17 protein-coding genes are annotated in these 13,702 nt (G+C 64.8%); 5 read left to right on the top strand and 12 right to left on the bottom strand.

All coding sequences use genetic code 11. From position 1 onward, the window contains the following. From meaB to AC1D2K_RS16415, 5 genes are all read right to left on the bottom strand, one after another. A partial coding sequence (gene meaB, locus AC1D2K_RS16435) for a methylmalonyl Co-A mutase-associated GTPase MeaB (protein ID WP_478089900.1) occupies positions 1–781 on the bottom strand: 781 nt, incomplete at its 3' end. A gap of 2 nt (positions 782–783) precedes the next feature. Further along, entirely contained in the window at positions 784–2,466 is a 1,683-nt protein-coding gene (locus AC1D2K_RS16430) for an acyl-CoA mutase large subunit family protein (protein WP_478089899.1), read from the bottom strand. Further along, complete coding sequence (locus AC1D2K_RS16425) at positions 2,463–2,885, bottom strand: cobalamin B12-binding domain-containing protein (RefSeq protein WP_478089898.1); 423 nt, start codon at positions 2,883–2,885, stop codon at positions 2,463–2,465. Before AC1D2K_RS16425 ends, AC1D2K_RS16430 begins: the two co-directional genes overlap by 4 nt. Further along, a complete protein-coding gene (locus AC1D2K_RS16420; RefSeq protein WP_478089897.1) occupies positions 2,866–3,423 on the bottom strand; it encodes a TetR/AcrR family transcriptional regulator in 558 nt (185 codons plus the stop codon). The genes AC1D2K_RS16425 and AC1D2K_RS16420 overlap by 20 nt, the downstream gene beginning before the upstream one ends. A 525-nt stretch (positions 3,424–3,948) precedes the next feature. After that, a complete protein-coding gene (locus AC1D2K_RS16415) occupies positions 3,949–4,146 on the bottom strand; it encodes a hypothetical protein (protein ID WP_478089896.1) in 198 nt (65 codons plus the stop codon). Positions 4,147–4,215: 69 nt separating this feature from the next. Here AC1D2K_RS16415 and AC1D2K_RS16410 point away from each other — a divergent pair, with 69 nt between their 5' ends. After that, entirely contained in the window at positions 4,216–4,539 is a 324-nt protein-coding gene (locus AC1D2K_RS16410) for a hypothetical protein (protein ID WP_478089895.1), read from the top strand. Positions 4,540–4,574: 35 nt separating this feature from the next. Here the strand turns inward: AC1D2K_RS16410 and AC1D2K_RS16405 are convergent, their stop codons facing one another. Next, on the bottom strand, positions 4,575–5,030 hold the full coding sequence (locus AC1D2K_RS16405) for a DUF3293 domain-containing protein (RefSeq protein ID WP_478089894.1): 456 nt from the start codon (positions 5,028–5,030) through the stop codon (positions 4,575–4,577). 302 nt (positions 5,031–5,332) lie between these two features. Here AC1D2K_RS16405 and trhA point away from each other — a divergent pair, with 302 nt between their 5' ends. Beyond that, positions 5,333–5,986, top strand: coding sequence for a PAQR family membrane homeostasis protein TrhA (trhA, locus tag AC1D2K_RS16400; RefSeq protein ID WP_478089893.1), 654 nt, complete (start codon positions 5,333–5,335; stop codon positions 5,984–5,986). 18 nt (positions 5,987–6,004) lie between these two features. Here trhA and AC1D2K_RS16395 read toward each other — a convergent pair whose 3' ends face one another. From AC1D2K_RS16395 to AC1D2K_RS16385, 3 genes are read right to left on the bottom strand one after another with little or no spacing between them, the layout of a single operon-like run. After that, a complete protein-coding gene (locus AC1D2K_RS16395; RefSeq protein WP_478089892.1) occupies positions 6,005–6,802 on the bottom strand; it encodes an alpha/beta fold hydrolase in 798 nt (265 codons plus the stop codon). Positions 6,803–6,812: 10 nt separating this feature from the next. After that, entirely contained in the window at positions 6,813–7,862 is a 1,050-nt protein-coding gene (locus AC1D2K_RS16390) for a M14 family zinc carboxypeptidase (protein ID WP_478089891.1), read from the bottom strand. A 24-nt stretch (positions 7,863–7,886) separates the two neighbouring features. After that, the gene (locus tag AC1D2K_RS16385; RefSeq protein ID WP_478089890.1) at positions 7,887–8,507 is read right to left on the bottom strand and encodes a hypothetical protein; all 621 of its coding nucleotides are present in this window, start codon (positions 8,505–8,507) and stop codon (positions 7,887–7,889) included. Between the two features lie 232 nt (positions 8,508–8,739). On the opposite strand from AC1D2K_RS16385, the gene AC1D2K_RS16380 reads away from it, so the two are divergent. Together AC1D2K_RS16380 and AC1D2K_RS16375 are read left to right on the top strand one after the other, a co-directional pair. Further along, entirely contained in the window at positions 8,740–9,222 is a 483-nt protein-coding gene (locus AC1D2K_RS16380) for a transposase (RefSeq protein WP_478089889.1), read from the top strand. 81 nt (positions 9,223–9,303) lie between these two features. Further along, a complete protein-coding gene (locus AC1D2K_RS16375) occupies positions 9,304–10,380 on the top strand; it encodes a GSU2403 family nucleotidyltransferase fold protein (RefSeq protein WP_478089888.1) in 1,077 nt (358 codons plus the stop codon). 62 nt (positions 10,381–10,442) lie between these two features. Here the strand turns inward: AC1D2K_RS16375 and AC1D2K_RS16370 are convergent, their stop codons facing one another. Continuing rightward, complete coding sequence (locus AC1D2K_RS16370; RefSeq protein WP_478089887.1) at positions 10,443–10,676, bottom strand: hypothetical protein; 234 nt, start codon at positions 10,674–10,676, stop codon at positions 10,443–10,445. A gap of 103 nt (positions 10,677–10,779) precedes the next feature. Between AC1D2K_RS16370 and AC1D2K_RS16365 the strand changes: the two genes are divergently transcribed. Continuing rightward, positions 10,780–11,823, top strand: coding sequence for an AraC family transcriptional regulator (locus AC1D2K_RS16365; RefSeq protein WP_478089886.1), 1,044 nt, complete (start codon positions 10,780–10,782; stop codon positions 11,821–11,823). A gap of 6 nt (positions 11,824–11,829) precedes the next feature. Here AC1D2K_RS16365 and AC1D2K_RS16360 read toward each other — a convergent pair whose 3' ends face one another. Both AC1D2K_RS16360 and AC1D2K_RS16355 read right to left on the bottom strand, forming a co-directional pair. Further along, entirely contained in the window at positions 11,830–12,900 is a 1,071-nt protein-coding gene (locus tag AC1D2K_RS16360; RefSeq protein ID WP_478089885.1) for a beta-keto acid cleavage family enzyme, read from the bottom strand. A gap of 66 nt (positions 12,901–12,966) precedes the next feature. Next, positions 12,967–13,702, bottom strand: a 736-nt coding sequence (locus AC1D2K_RS16355; protein WP_478089884.1) for a TauD/TfdA dioxygenase family protein, incomplete at its 5' end; no start/stop codon positions are given.

Below are 13,702 nucleotides of genomic sequence, written 5' to 3'. Positions count from 1 at the left end.
GGCTGTAGGCCTTCTTGACGCCACCCGCTTCGTGCCGGAGACCTCGTTGCGTCCGGCTATCCAGCCATTCGACCAGGTCCTCGATGCCTTCGCCGGACGGTGCCGAGACCTTCCGCACGGGCGGCGGCGACGCCTGGCCACGGCGCAGCGCGAGCATCGCCAGCAGGTCGGACTCGGTCTTGCGGGCATCCGGCAGATCGGCCTTGGTGACCACGAAGACGTCGGCGATTTCCAGCACGCCAGCCTTGATGGCCTGCACGTCGTCGCCGAGTCCCGGGGGGCACACCACGACCCGGGTGTCCGCGTAGCGGGTGATCTCCACCTCGGACTGCCCGGCGCCCACGGTCTCCACGATGACGACGTCGAAGCCGGCTGCATCGAACAGGTCGATGACGTCGCCTGCCGCCACGGCGAGCCCGCCCAGGTGGCCGCGCGACGCCAGTGAGCGGATGAAGACCCCGGCGTCGGACTGGCGATCGCCCATGCGGATGCGGTCACCCAGAACCGCGCCGCCAGTGAACGGGCTGGAGGGGTCGACGGCGGCGACCGCCACCGTCCGGCCGCGTTCGCGCAGCCCCCGGATCAGCGCCGAGACCAGGGTCGACTTGCCGCCGCCCGGCGGGCCCGTGACGCCGATCACATGGGCCCGGCCCTGGCGTCCCGCAACGGCCTGGCGGACCGCGTAGGCCGTCTCGCTGCCATTTTCAAGGGCGCTGATCGCCCGTCCGATCGACCTTCGATCGCCCGCCAATGCCGTCTGGATGAATGCGCTGCTCGCCATGCTCAGACCAGGGTGAGCGGCTGGCCGAAGCCCAACTGCTCGCGCAGCGTGCCGCAGATCTCGCCGTGCGTGGCTCCGACTTCCGCCGCCGCCACCACATGCTCGAACACGTTGGTCTTGCGCGACTCCGTCGACCGCGCCAGCGCAGTCAGGGCCTTGCGGACCTCGCTGTTGGCGCGGGTCTTCTTGAACTCCGCCAGTTGCGACAGGTAGCCGGCCATCCGGGCCGGGTCCGGATACTCCAGCGTGGGGTACGACGCCGGGTCTTCCTCGATCTGGTAGGCGTTGACGCCGACGATGGTCTGCTCGCCCGCATCGATCTTCTTCTGGAAGGCCAGCGCCGAGTCGCCGATCATCTGCTGGATGATGCCCTTCTCGACCGCCTGGTACATCCCGCCGGCTTCGTCGACCATGGCGATGATCCCGTCGATCTTGCGCTCCATGTCGTCGGTGAGCGATTCGACGTAGTAGGACCCGCCCAGGGGATCGATCACATCGGTCAGGTAGGCCTCTTCGCGCAGGATGTTCTGCGTGGCGACCGCGATCCGTGCGGCTTCCGCGATCGGCGTGGAGAAGACCTCGTCGTAGCTGTCCGTATGGAGCGACTGCAGGCCGCCAAAGATGCCGGCCATCGCCTGCGTCGTGACCCGTGCGATGTTGTTGAGGGGCTGCTGGCGCGTCAGGTCCACGCCAGAGGTCTGGCCGTGGAACTTGAAACGCCAGGAGCGCGGGTCCTTGGCGCCGAAGCGTTCCTTGCACAGACGGGCCCAGACGCGCCGGCCGGCCCTGAACTTCGCGACTTCCTCGAACAGGCTGATCGAGATGTCGAAGAAGAAGGTGAAGCGAGGGAGGAACTGATCCGGATCCATCCCGGCGGCGATGCAGTCCTCGGCGTACTGGATGCCCGAGCACAGGGTGAAAGCCATGGCTTCCGCGGGGGTCGCGCCCGCCTGCTGCATGTGCTGCCCGACGATCGAGAGGGGGTTCCAGCCCGGCACCTGCTTGTTGCAGAACTCGATGTGGTCCACCACGACCCGGCGCGCGCCTTGCAGCGCGAGGCGGAAGAACATGTGGTTGGCGACGAAGTGGGAGATGCAGTCGCTCTGGTTCGAGGTTCCCGTGATGCGGGTCCACGGCACCCCGCGACGCTTGGCCACGGCAAGTTCGAAGGCCAGCAGGGTGAAGGGGGAGGGGTCGTTCATCGCCGTCGACAGCCGGTCGACCGGGACGCCGTCGAGCGCGGTCTCCATGTCCTGGACGTGGTTGATGACCGTGCCGCACGTGCCCAGAAGTTCGGCAGGCACTTCGTCGGCGTCGTAGCCCCGGAACACCGAGTTGCAGGGAATCAGGGAGAGGGCGGAGGCGCCAAGGTCCAGGATCTCCTTCACGCGGCGGTTGTAGTCCTCGGGCACGCCCAGACCGATGAGTTGCCGCTGGGACCAGCTTCGGCCCCGGTACATCGTCGGATAGATGCCCCGGGTGAAGGGGTACTGGCCCGGATAGCCGAGCGATGGCTCGTAGGCCTGGCCTGACCAGTCCGCCGGCGTGTACAGCGGCTTGATGCCGATGCCGGAGCGGTTGAAGGTCGTCGCGTCACCCTGGACGCCCTGGGCGAACTCGTTCTTCCAGCGCCGATGGCTTTCGGAAGACGGCGACTCCTTGATGTTCGTGACGGTGGCGTTCATGCGGACTCTCCTTGCATCTGGCGACGTTTGGCGGTGAGTGCGATGACATCGGTCACCACATCGTCGAGCGCCGTTCCCGGATGGAAGACACGGGCGACGCCGGCTTCCAGCAGCATGGCCTCGTCCTTGGCGGGGACGATGCCGCCGACGATCACCTGGACATCGGACATGCCGGCTTCCCTCAGCGCAGTCATCAGCTTGGGGACGATCAGGTGGTCCGTGGCGAGGGACGAGACGCCGAGCACGTCGGCGTCTTCCTCGACCGCGAGTTTCACGACGGTGGCGATCTCCTGCCACGGCGGGGTGTAGATCACCTCCATGCCCGCGTCGCGCAAGCAGGCTGCGATCACGCGGCTGCCCCTGTCATGACCGTCGAACCCGATCTTGGTGACGATCACCCTAGGTGGGCGTGCTGTCATCTTGCGTCTCCTTAATGAGCCCCACGAATTTCCTTGCCAGTACGCGTGGGGAGTCGCGTCCCTGGGGGTTGAACCAGAGCGCGGCCCAGTTCAGCGCGCCGATCAGCATCAGCCGCAGGGCCCGTCGGTCTGCTCTGGGTGTGAGCGGAAGCTGCGCGACTGCGTCGCGGAACGAGTCTTCGTAGCTCTCGCGAAGTTCTCTCAGCCGCTCGGCCGCGCCCGGAATGTCGTCCGGCAGGACGCGAATGAGCACGTGGGCGTAGTCGCTGTCTCGAAGCACCGTTTCCAGGTGCGCCCGGCAGAGCGCCTCGAGTCGCAACCACGGGTCGGACTCCTTCTGCACGGCTTCGGCGGCAGCAATCTCCAGCTCCTTGACCCCCGCGCTGTAGACCGCGACCAGCAGCTCTTCCTTGGAGGAGAAGTGGTAGTACACCGAGCCGGGAAGCATGCTGGCCGCCACGGCGATGTCCCGCATCGACGTGGCGGCATAGCCGCGGCTGGCGAACTGTCGCGCCGCCGAATCCAGGAGCTCCGGCAATCGGTTGTCCGAGCGTGGGGCGCGGCTGGTCTTTCGTTGGGCTGACATAAAAAAACAATCGTTCGTTTGGTATATTGTTTGTCGCGCCCATCCTCCCGTCAACACTTTCGAACTAGGGAATCCACCATGGGGCAGCGTCTGGCTCCGATTGCGATGTGCCCGAAGTGCACCGGCGCGGGCGATCCAATGAGGCCGATCCCGGCCAGTGCCGGACCTCCTGCACCTCTCGACAACCGCCGCAAGCTTGAACCGGCGGCCGCCTTGAAGGCCATCGAACCACCCGTTCGACCTCCTTGGGCTCCAGCGTCAGCGACGGGGTCACGCTCCGTGGGGCAGGAATGCCGAGATCGTCGATCGTCGTGCGGACAACGACGATGTCCCCGTGAAGCGCTGTAAGACACCACGGACAAGAACGTGATTTCGTAGGACCCATTGACGCATCGAAACAGCCATCGGGTCGCTGCGCCGCGCGCGGGCTCCTACACCGGGTGCAGGCCAACCGACATACCTTGCTCGCACAAGCAATCAGGAGTACCCATCATGCCGCTCGCCATGCCCCAGCCCGACTTCGAGCCCGCCCTGCGGCTTCATCTCAGCGCGTTTCATGCTCGCCTGGAGGTCGATCCGGGTCGCTTCATTGGCCCCGGTGATGGAGACGAAGACGACGTTCCGGTCGAAGACACGCAAGACACGCGCCCCGCGAGTCACCTGCTCATCGTCCACGGAGATCGCCGATAGACAAGCCCCCAAAGCGAACTTGGGGGGCGCCTTTGACTTCCTTAGGAGAGGCACATGAACCCATCTGCCACCTCGCCGTGGAACCCCGCACCTGCCGACGAAGACCTCGTCGAGCAGGCCCGTCCCGGGTACGGCATTCCGTCGCAGGATCCGAGGCCCGCGGCGCAGTTTCCTCTGAAGCCCGAAGAAGCACAGCGCGAGGCGAATTCGGTGCTTGTGGGTGGCGGCGTGATTGCCGGTGCGGCCGCGGGTGCCGCCATCGGCGTCGCGATGGCCGGCGCGGTCGGTGTGGTGGTAGGCGTTGCGCTGGGAGGCGTTGCCGGCGCACTGGGTGCGGCGATCGCCCGCCCTCTGACGAGCAGGTCCAGCTCTGACTGAACTGAAGCACGATGGCCGTTGCTGTGGGCTCCGGGCTATCGAAGGAGGATCAGCTCGGGCACAGCATCGGAGCCTGCCCACACGATGGCGTTCTGTTGGTAGCGATCCCCCAGATCGCGCGCCGCGTCTCGACTGATGCCGAGGACTGCAACGCTCTCTTCGCCAGGCCAGCTGCTTGCAGGGTCCCCATCTCTGGTAACGCCGGGCAACAGCGCGAAGCCCAACGCGTGGACATCAACGCACAGCGCAGTCATCGCGACCGCGTTGTCCGCATCGCGCAAGACAACTCCCAACGGGTTCGAAGCGGTCAGGAATGCGCAGCTGTCCACACCCAATTCGCTGTATAGCGCAGCCAACCCGGCCGACCGCTCACCGATGCGCAGTATCACGGCAGATGCACCAGCCGGCTCGATGCAGTAGTGCGCGGCACGGTAGGAGGCGATCACCTCCTCAACGCTGGGATTCGCGTGACTGACGGACAGCAAGGACATGTGGCATTTTCCCGCTCTTCGATAGCATCATCGGACTGACGGGTTTGCGCAGTCGAGGCTCACATTCCAAGCCAAGGCGAACGGGATGGCTTACTTTTTCTCACCCGTGACAGAAAGGACCTGCGTCAGCGCTTCGTTTGCACGATGGGCAGCACCAATCCTGACGACTCGTCCAGCTGCGGCCTGCGGCCCAGCGGGCGGGACCCACAGGCGGTGCACCGATTCCCTGAACAACTTGCGTCCCGGTCAGATGCTGCTTGCGTCATGCCAATGTCATCGCACCACGATCTGATCTTGCAGTGATGGTCTACAACGCACGTTTTTCCGCCCAAAGCCTTCGCGTCATTGACGGGGAGCGATTCAATGGCTACAGCCATCTCCTGGGCTTGATACTCTCGCTCGTCGGCGGCGCCTTTCTCTGGATCAAGGCTGCGGGCACCGGGGATGCGGTGCGCGGCGCCGCTGCTGCGATCTTCGTCCTGACCCTGGTGCTGTTGTATGCGGCGTCGACGCTCTACCATGCGTCCCAGGGCCCTGCGAAAGAGACTTGGCGGCGAGCCGATCATTGCGCCATCTACCTGATGATTGCCGGCACCTATACGCCGTTCGGCCTGGTTTCGCTTGGAGGCTGGCAGGGCGTGGCCATGGTGGGCGCGGTCTGGACCGTCGCTCTGGTCGGGGTCGGGCTCGAAGCCCGCGTCAGCGAGGGCTCGTCGCCTTCGCTGTCCAGGTACCTGGGCATGGGATGGCTGGCCGTGCTGGCCGCGGTCCCCCTCGTTGCAGCGTTGGACCGCGTCACAGTGACCTGGCTCCTGGCAGGCGCGGCGTGCTATTCGCTTGGCACGGTGTTCTACCGCAATCGCAGGGGGTGGCGCCATGCGCATGGCGCCTGGCACTTGTTCGTCATCGGCGGCTCAGCCAGTCACTACTGCGCGATCAGGTCGGTTGTCCTGTGAGGGGAGCAGGGAGGCGGGTCAGCGTTCCCGCGATGGGAATGCGGGGGAGTCGAACTTGACGGCATTCGTGTCTGCCTCCCAGGCGCAGACCTGCTGCGCGACCCAAGGCCCGTCATCCAGCGGAAGATCGTGACCCGCGGTTGGGTGCTCGACGAGCGTGGCATTCCATTGCTGGGCAAGGCGTCGCGAGCAATGCGCGTCGACCAGCCCATCGCGCTGGCTCACGAGGACCAGCAGCGGAACGGCGGGTGCCCGCGTTGGCGCGCGGTAGCGCGCCGCTGCCAGCAACTGGCGCAGGGCATTGGTGCCGGAGACCGGCCGCGCTTCGCGAATGGCAGTCCATTCATCAATGACTTCGATGGCGCAGCCCGGTTGCCGGCTCGTTAGGCGCAGGACGGCCTGCTCGCGGCGGCGGGCATCGGCGCTCAGCAGCAGGCCCAGCAGGGCGCCGTAGTTGGCCGGCCGCAGGCGCTGGTACCAGGGGCTGAAGACGCGCAGGCTGGTGTTCACCAGCACGCAGCCTTCGAGTTCGCCCGGAAACCGGTCGGCCCAGTCGACCGCGATCATGGCACCGAGAGACATCGCGAGCAGGCGATAGGGTGGCGCGACACCGAGGGCCTGAAGCTGCTGGCGGCAGCTCTCGGTGGCGGCCTCGATGCGCGTGGGGCTGGCCAGCTGCCGCAGGCGGCCGTTGCCTGGAATCTCGACGGCGAGCACTTGCGCGCCGGTCGGCAACTGCGCTTGCAGCAACTCGGGAAAGACACCCCAGTGCGCGCTTTCGCGCGTGAGGCCGCGCAACAGGACCCAGCGTTCCATCGGCTACCGCTCAGGCCCGCGCGCCGTACCACCGGGCCAGGCCGCCGGCACGGTGCCGCGCGCGCTGCGCCGGTGCCGGCATCCAGCCCTCGTGGCTGCACACCGCGCGCGTGATGAAATCGAGCCAGCCGACATGGCGCCGCAACACCCGCTGGCGCCTGTGTTCGACCACCGGGTTGAAGATGCCGCTGCGCGAGAGGAACTGGCGCGGGTTCTTGAGCACCCAGCGCCACGATCCCATCTCGAGCGTCATGGGCAGAAACACGCTGCCGGTTCGCTCCGCGGCGCCCAGGTAGAGATGGTCCCAGAGGTCGCCATGAGTGAGGTATTGCTTGCTCTGCGGCTCGACCACGTAGCGGTGGTGCGGGAGGCTGTGGTCGAGGATCTCGGTGAAGGCGTGGATCTCCGGCAGGTGCGCGATCGGGCGCCCGGTGTGGGCGAAGGGGAACCAGACCCGGTCGCTCAGGCCGAAGCCGGAATGACAGTCGACCGAGATGCAGAGCGGCCGGTCGAGCAGTTCGGCTTCGACAATGCGGCACAGGGCCGCGCTCTCGCATTCCATGCGGGCCTCCTTGGCCCCCCGGTACCAGGGCAGGGCGGCGCTGATCCGGTGCCCGCCGACAAGGTAGGGCACCCGTTCGCTGGAGTCGACGGGCGCATTGCGCATCAGGTCGACGCCCCGGGGATTGGCGCGCGTGCCCAGCCACAGCCCGCCCGGGTTGACCAACGGCACGAACACCAGCCGCGTCGTCTCGAGCATGCGCTGCAGCGACACGTCCCAGGGCAGGCGCATCACAATGCTGCGCAGGTAGGCGATCGCGACCTCGGCGCCGATGCGCTCCAGGCCGTGGACGCCGCCGAAGATGCCGACCGCCGGCGCGTCCTTTCGGCTGCTGCCCAGCAGGTAGGCGTGTACCGGGAAGCGGCGCTCGCCCGCATCGACCTCGCAAAGCAGGCGCCGCTCCATCCACGGGGCGCCGAGTTCGGTGAGCTTTTGCAGTTCCTCGAGTTCAGGGAGGTCCGTGGGCGTCACGGACGCGAGGCCCTCCAAGGCGATCACCGGTGAAAATCCATTTCGGGTCCTTTAGGGGGCGCCCCGCTTGGGGCGGCCCACCTTCAAGGGGGTCAGCGAATCGAGGGCCTCGCGAAGGGTTGCCGCCGGCAATGCCTGGAGCGCATGCAGGCCGGCGCGCAAAAGTTCGCTTTTCTTCGTCGGTCGCTTGAACATCAGGGCGCGGTGCTTCAGTCCGGCGATCAGTGCGTAGTCTTCCTGGGGCATGGTGAAGCTGTCGCGAACCAACTTTTCCTTGGGCTTGGGCGCCTTCTTGCTGCCGATGGACTTCTCGGCGGTCTTGGACGAGAGCTTCTTGGCAGCGCCGTCCGACTTCGCCGTGGGCCGGGCTTTCGGTAGCGGCTCGGGTGGGTGCTTGGCTACCTTCTTGGAGGTCGCAGCCTGGCTGACTGTCGGAGCCGCCCGTTTCGTTTGCGCCCTCCTCACTGTCTTCGAAGGCGATGTGGCCCTGGCGTTGGGCGTCGGCGTTGCCGCCTTGCGTGGCGCGCGACTCGRCGCCTTGGGCGCGTTCACCGTAGGAGCGGCGGATGGGGGCAAACCCTCCGGGGACTGCAGGGCCATCTCGGCGCGGGCAGAGGGGGCCCCTGCGTGGTCGGGTGCCGTCTGATTCGGGGCGGTATTGAAAGCTGTCATCAATGTCAATTAATGGTGTAAACGATTTATACTGTATGTCTGGCATGGAGTCACGAATTTTTGAATTGCGTCTGCGCCTGGTCTTCGGACGGAAGCTTCGATCAGTTCAAGGCCTGGCGCCGCATCGATGCCTGTGCGCACGGGCGAATCCGGTGCGGCGGCGTTGAAGCGAGCAGGGACATGCCGGAGGTGACGCCGCCGGTCTGTGAAGGCTCATCGAGGGCAACCGCTGGTGGCGCAACTGGCGCAGTTGCGCGCCATCGGGCCTAACGGCGCTTGGGTGTTGGTCAAGGAGGTGTTCGGCTGGCGGCGCTTCGCCAACCGGCGCGAGCTGGCCGGCTGCCTGGGGCTGGCGCCTACGCATTATTCCAGCGGCGACCTCACGGTCGAACCAGCCGTCCGCGTCCTCGCAGAAAGACAGCCACTGCTTCGCGCGCGGGATCTGGTCGGGCAGAGTCTGCCTACGGCGGCGCTCACCCCACTGGTCGCGGCAGGCAAGCTCGAGCGCGTCGCCCGCGTGGTGTGCCTGCTATCTGCGCCGCGCGTCCACGGCATCGGTACACAGGCGCCGTTCGAGGTCTGGGTGGGAATTCCTCGCCACTTCCCCACGCCCCCGCCTGGACCAACCAACGCTGCGCGCAGTGCGCATGTCAGGGCGCGCAGCGTTGTRCGCATTTTATACTGCACCGAGCAGAAGATGCAGTATAACTTCTGATGAATTTGTTATACTTCATAGAACAATCGGCGCAGTATAACCATGAGGCCAGCAGAGCCAATCCTCTTCGACGACCTATCGATGTCAGCGCAGACCAACTTTGCGGAGTTGGTCGAACAGGCGCAGGCCCGAATGCTCGACCGTTCGATCGCCGACTTGACGGGCTCGTTCAACAAGAAGGARATCAAAGGCATCCAATACTGGTACTGGCAGTTTCGCGACCTGGAAGGGAAAACCAAACAGGTCTACCTCGGCCCCGACGACGAGCGGCTTCGCGAGCTGATCCGATTGCGCTCAGAAGGAAAGCCCCGTGGCCATGACGGCTTGGCGAGGCTAGCGCACGCATGCACGTCGCTTGGATGCATGAACGTTTCGCATCAGCACTTCAAAGTGATCAATCGGCTCGCCGAGCACGGCTTCTTCAATGCCGGCGGCGTGCTCATCGGCACCCATGCCTTCATCGCGATGGGCAACATGCTAGGCGTCCGGTGGAACGGCGGATGGAAGACCAACGATATAGACTTCGCCCATGCGGGAAAGAACGTGTCGCTCGCACTTCCGACCAACGCCGAGGCCAACGTGCACGACGCGATCACCTCGCTCCAGATGGGACTCCTGCCCGCGAACTCGATCACCACCGGGCAGGGGGCGACCTACCTCAATGCGAAGAGCGGCGACATGCGCATCGACCTTCTGACGGTTGCGGGCCGCAGCGACAAAATCTATCGCCATGAACCGCTGAACGTGAACCTGCAGCCGCTCAAGTTCATGGAGTTCTCGCTTGAGAAGACCACGCAGACGGCGGTGATCTCCGGCGAGCACGCGCTCATCGTCAACATTCCTTCGCCATTGCGCTACGCGCTGCACAAGCTCGTGGTGATGGCCGAGCGCGAAGAGTCATTCCGCACGAAAATTGCGAAGGATGCAGGACAGGTCGCATCCATCGTTTCCTATGCCCTCGAACGATCACCGTACGCACTTCAGGAGGTGGCGGACGACATCATGGGTCGCGGTAAGGGATGGCGAAGCCGGATCGCCGAGGGCACGAAGATCCTTGCAACGTTTCACCCAGCCATCGCGGCGAACCTGAGCAGCGTCTTGAAGCTCCCTGCTCGCAAAGTAGCCAAGCCGCCGACGCTGGACGTTCAACGGGGCTGAAGCTCCAGCCGCGGGTCGGGTTGCGTTCCATCAACGGCCGCGAGAAGGCCTCTAGCGCTTCGTCATATCGTGCGCGCTCCGCTGAGTGCTCCGTGATCAAGGCGGATATAGGGAGGATGAAGGGCGCACGAATAGCGCGCGGTCGCGCCGTCGCGCCATAGCACGTCGTTGACCAGGAAAGGCTCTGGGAGCAGGACACAGCGTCTCTCGATCGGCGACGCCCAGATTGCAGCGATCGCGCAGTCCAGCGCCATCGAGGCGGTAGCGACCGGTGACACCAGATCGTTCGAGGTCATGGGGGTCACGGTGATCCTGGTCGTGGCGACGTTAACAGGGAAAGCCCACCTCGCCCGGGGACACGCTTCGGGGGCGAGACCGGACGATAATCGCGCCCACCCCATGAGACATATCGCTCGACTCGTGCGCAGCGCCAGCTTGATCGGCTACGTCGAGTTGGTGCAGTCTCTCGGCCGGGACCCCAATGCGTTCATGCGAACCGTGGGGCTGCAGGCCAAGTTCCTGGAAGACCCCGAGACGCTGATTCCGAGAGATGCCGCGCGCGAGTTGCTGGAGATCACCGCGCGTGCCACCAAGACGGAAGATCTGGCGCTGCGTCTTGCGGCCCAGCGCAAGCTCTCCGCCCTCGGGCCCATCAGCCTGGTGCTGAGGGAGGAGCCCACGCCGAGGGATGCCCTCGACACGCTGTGCCGCTACCTCAAGCTGGTGAACGCCTCGCTGATCGTCCGTGTCGAAGACACCGGCAGCCTGGTCATCATCCGGGAAGACTTGCTGCCAAGCCCCGGGCTGCAGATGCGACAGTCGGTGGAACTCTCCGTGGGCACCATGTTTCGCATGCTGGGCGATTTGATCGGATCGCATTGGCGGCCGCTTGAAGTCTGCTTCACGCATCGCCCGCCTGTGGACGTCTCCGCTCACCGGGCATTCTTCGGACGCAGCGTCAAGTTCAACCAGGAATTCAACGGCCTGGTCTGCCTGGCGACCGACTTGTCCAGACCACGCGAGCCCGGAGACCCGGTGGCGGCGGGCTTCGCGCGCAAATACCTGGAAGCGGACCTCAGGGATCGCAGCGAAAGTGTGCGGGAAACCTGCCGCCAACTCATCCTGGCATTGCTGCCTGGTGGCACCTGCACCGCGCAGGAGATTGCACGGCACCTGCGCGTCGATCGCCGCACGCTGCACCGCCGACTCGATGCGGAGGGGGTCACATTCAGCGGCTTGCTCGAACAGGTGCGGTCGGATCTGGTGAAGCGCCACTTGCGCGAGAGCGACCTGCCGCTCAGCGAGGTGGCTGAACTGCTAGGCTTCTCCAATCCCAGCAGTTTCAGTCACTGGTTCCACAATCTGTTCGGCTGCAGCGCCTCGCAATGGAGCAAACAAGCGGCTGTGATGGCGGCTCCGGGAGAATCCGGAGCAGGCAAGTGATGGGCTTCAGCCGAGGTCGCTGGCCGGTTTGCGCAGGAATCCCTGGTTGCCACCGTTGCGATTGGGCGCGAAGCCATTGGCCTGAAGCGTCTCTTCCGTCGTGTCGTAGAAGACCCCGATCTTCATGATCTCTCGTGCCTGTTTCGCTGTCGCGATGGGGCGGCCAAATTCGCCGGAGATACGCACCAACTGCTTGATCTGCTCGACGGAGCTCATCTTGCCCGTGCGGGTCTGGTTCCAAAGCACGTCCTCGATGCCGCACCGCACGTGGAGACCCAAGGCGATCCCGATCATGTTCACGGGCAGCACATTCAGCACCGAGCTTTCCACCGTGACCACCGCGCCGTCGGGCGCAGCACGCAGGAAGTTGGCCAGGTTGTAGATGTTTGCCTGATCCATGCCGCCGCTGATGGCCACCCAGTTCATCACCAGCGGCCCCTTGTAGATTCCGCGGCGAATCATCCGCTCGATCGTTTCAAAGCTGTTGATGTTGTAGCACTGAAACTCGCTCTGAATCCCGGCCGCGGTCAGGCGTCGAATGTGCTCTTCGGCCCAGCTGGGATTCGAGGGCACGATCATGTCCTTGTAGGTCGCATAGAGGTGTGGAAATCCTCGCGAAACTCCCTTGAAGTCATCTATACCGGCATGCTCCGTCACATTCATCTGCGTCGTGTTGACGGTGACAGTCACCTGGTCGGGCTTCGGATCGAGCTCGGCCAGCATATGTCGCGTGTCATCGCTGAGCCACTTGGCGGCCGAGCCATCATCTTCCGGCGCGAAGCTGATGGAGCCTCCCACTTGAATGATCATTTCCGGCACGCGGGCGCGCACCCCGGCGATCAGCTCATTGAACATGGACAGGCGCTTGCTGCCCTTGCCATCGGCTTCACGCACATGCAGATGCAGCACGGTGGCACCGGCTTCGTAGCAATCCACGGCCTTCTGGATCTGATCCTCCATCGTGACCGGGATGTCTTCCGGGAAGTCCGAGGGAATCCAGCCCGGTGCATAGGGAGCGGCGGTGATGATCAGAGGCTGCTGGTTCTCGGGGTACAGGTGGCCGTCAAGGAAGTTCATGGTGTTCTTTCCGCGTTGAAAAGTGAATATCGGGAATGTCGAAGTGGATGGAGTGACCTTGGAAAGTCAGTACGGAACGTCGCCGACGATGGCGGCGCGCTCCATCTTTCGCGGTGCGGGCCAGTAGTCGTTCACTGCATAGTGCTGAGTGCTGCGGTTGTCCCAGACGGCCACATCCCCAGGCTGCCAGGACCAGCGCACCTGGTACTCGGGAATACTGGCTCGGCTGAGCAGGTAGTTCAGCAGCAGCGATGCGCCCGGTGTCTTGTCGATGCCGTGGCGAATGTTCTCCGGCGTGTTGTGGTTGACGAAGTGCGTGGTGAAACTGCCGACATACAGAACCTTCTCGCCGGTTTCCGGATGCGTGCGCACGACCGGGTGCTCCGCCGGCGGGTTGTCCCGGTCCAGCTTGATGCGGTCTTCCTGGGACATGACGGCACCGAACGAAGGCTCGATGCTGGACTTGGCGCGAAGCTTCAGGATCTTCTGCTTGATCTCCTCCGGCAGTTCTTCATACGCCTGGACCATGTTGACCCAGATCGTGTCGCCGCCGATCTGCGGGCATTCGATGCAGCGCAGCACGGCACCCATCGAAGGGTTCTTGCGCCACAGGCCGTCGGAGTGATACGTGTTCTCGTAGCTGTGCCTCGAGTCGCTGCGATAGATGAGCGCCAATCCCGGGTATTGGGGGTCGCTGTTGAGCACCGGGTGGCTCTCCAACTTGCCGAAGCAGCGCGCAAAGGCTTGGTGGTCGGCGCGAGTGATGTCCTGGCCGCGGAAGAAAAACACCTTGTGCTTCAGC

Source organism: Variovorax sp. P1_H12_2 (genome assembly GCF_056405335.1).
This window is presented reverse-complemented; position numbering and strand designations above follow the sequence as displayed.

Excerpts from the sequence above, each read along its gene's own strand:
- AC1D2K_RS16430 (WP_478089899.1), bottom strand. The coding sequence starts at position 2,466 with ATGAACGCCACCGTCACGAACATCAAGGAGTCGCCGTCTTCCGAAAGC.
- AC1D2K_RS16405 (WP_478089894.1), bottom strand. The coding sequence starts at position 5,030 with ATGTCCTTGCTGTCCGTCAGTCACGCGAATCCCAGCGTTGAGGAGGTG.
- AC1D2K_RS16360 (WP_478089885.1), bottom strand. The coding sequence starts at position 12,900 with ATGAACTTCCTTGACGGCCACCTGTACCCCGAGAACCAGCAGCCTCTG.
- AC1D2K_RS16370 (WP_478089887.1), bottom strand. The coding sequence starts at position 10,676 with ATGACCTCGAACGATCTGGTGTCACCGGTCGCTACCGCCTCGATGGCG.
- AC1D2K_RS16425 (WP_478089898.1), bottom strand. The coding sequence starts at position 2,885 with ATGACAGCACGCCCACCTAGGGTGATCGTCACCAAGATCGGGTTCGAC.
- AC1D2K_RS16395 (WP_478089892.1), bottom strand. The coding sequence starts at position 6,802 with ATGGAACGCTGGGTCCTGTTGCGCGGCCTCACGCGCGAAAGCGCGCAC.
- trhA (WP_478089893.1), top strand. The coding sequence starts at position 5,333 with ATGGTCTACAACGCACGTTTTTCCGCCCAAAGCCTTCGCGTCATTGAC.
- AC1D2K_RS16410 (WP_478089895.1), top strand. The coding sequence starts at position 4,216 with ATGAACCCATCTGCCACCTCGCCGTGGAACCCCGCACCTGCCGACGAA.
- AC1D2K_RS16365 (WP_478089886.1), top strand. The coding sequence starts at position 10,780 with ATGAGACATATCGCTCGACTCGTGCGCAGCGCCAGCTTGATCGGCTAC.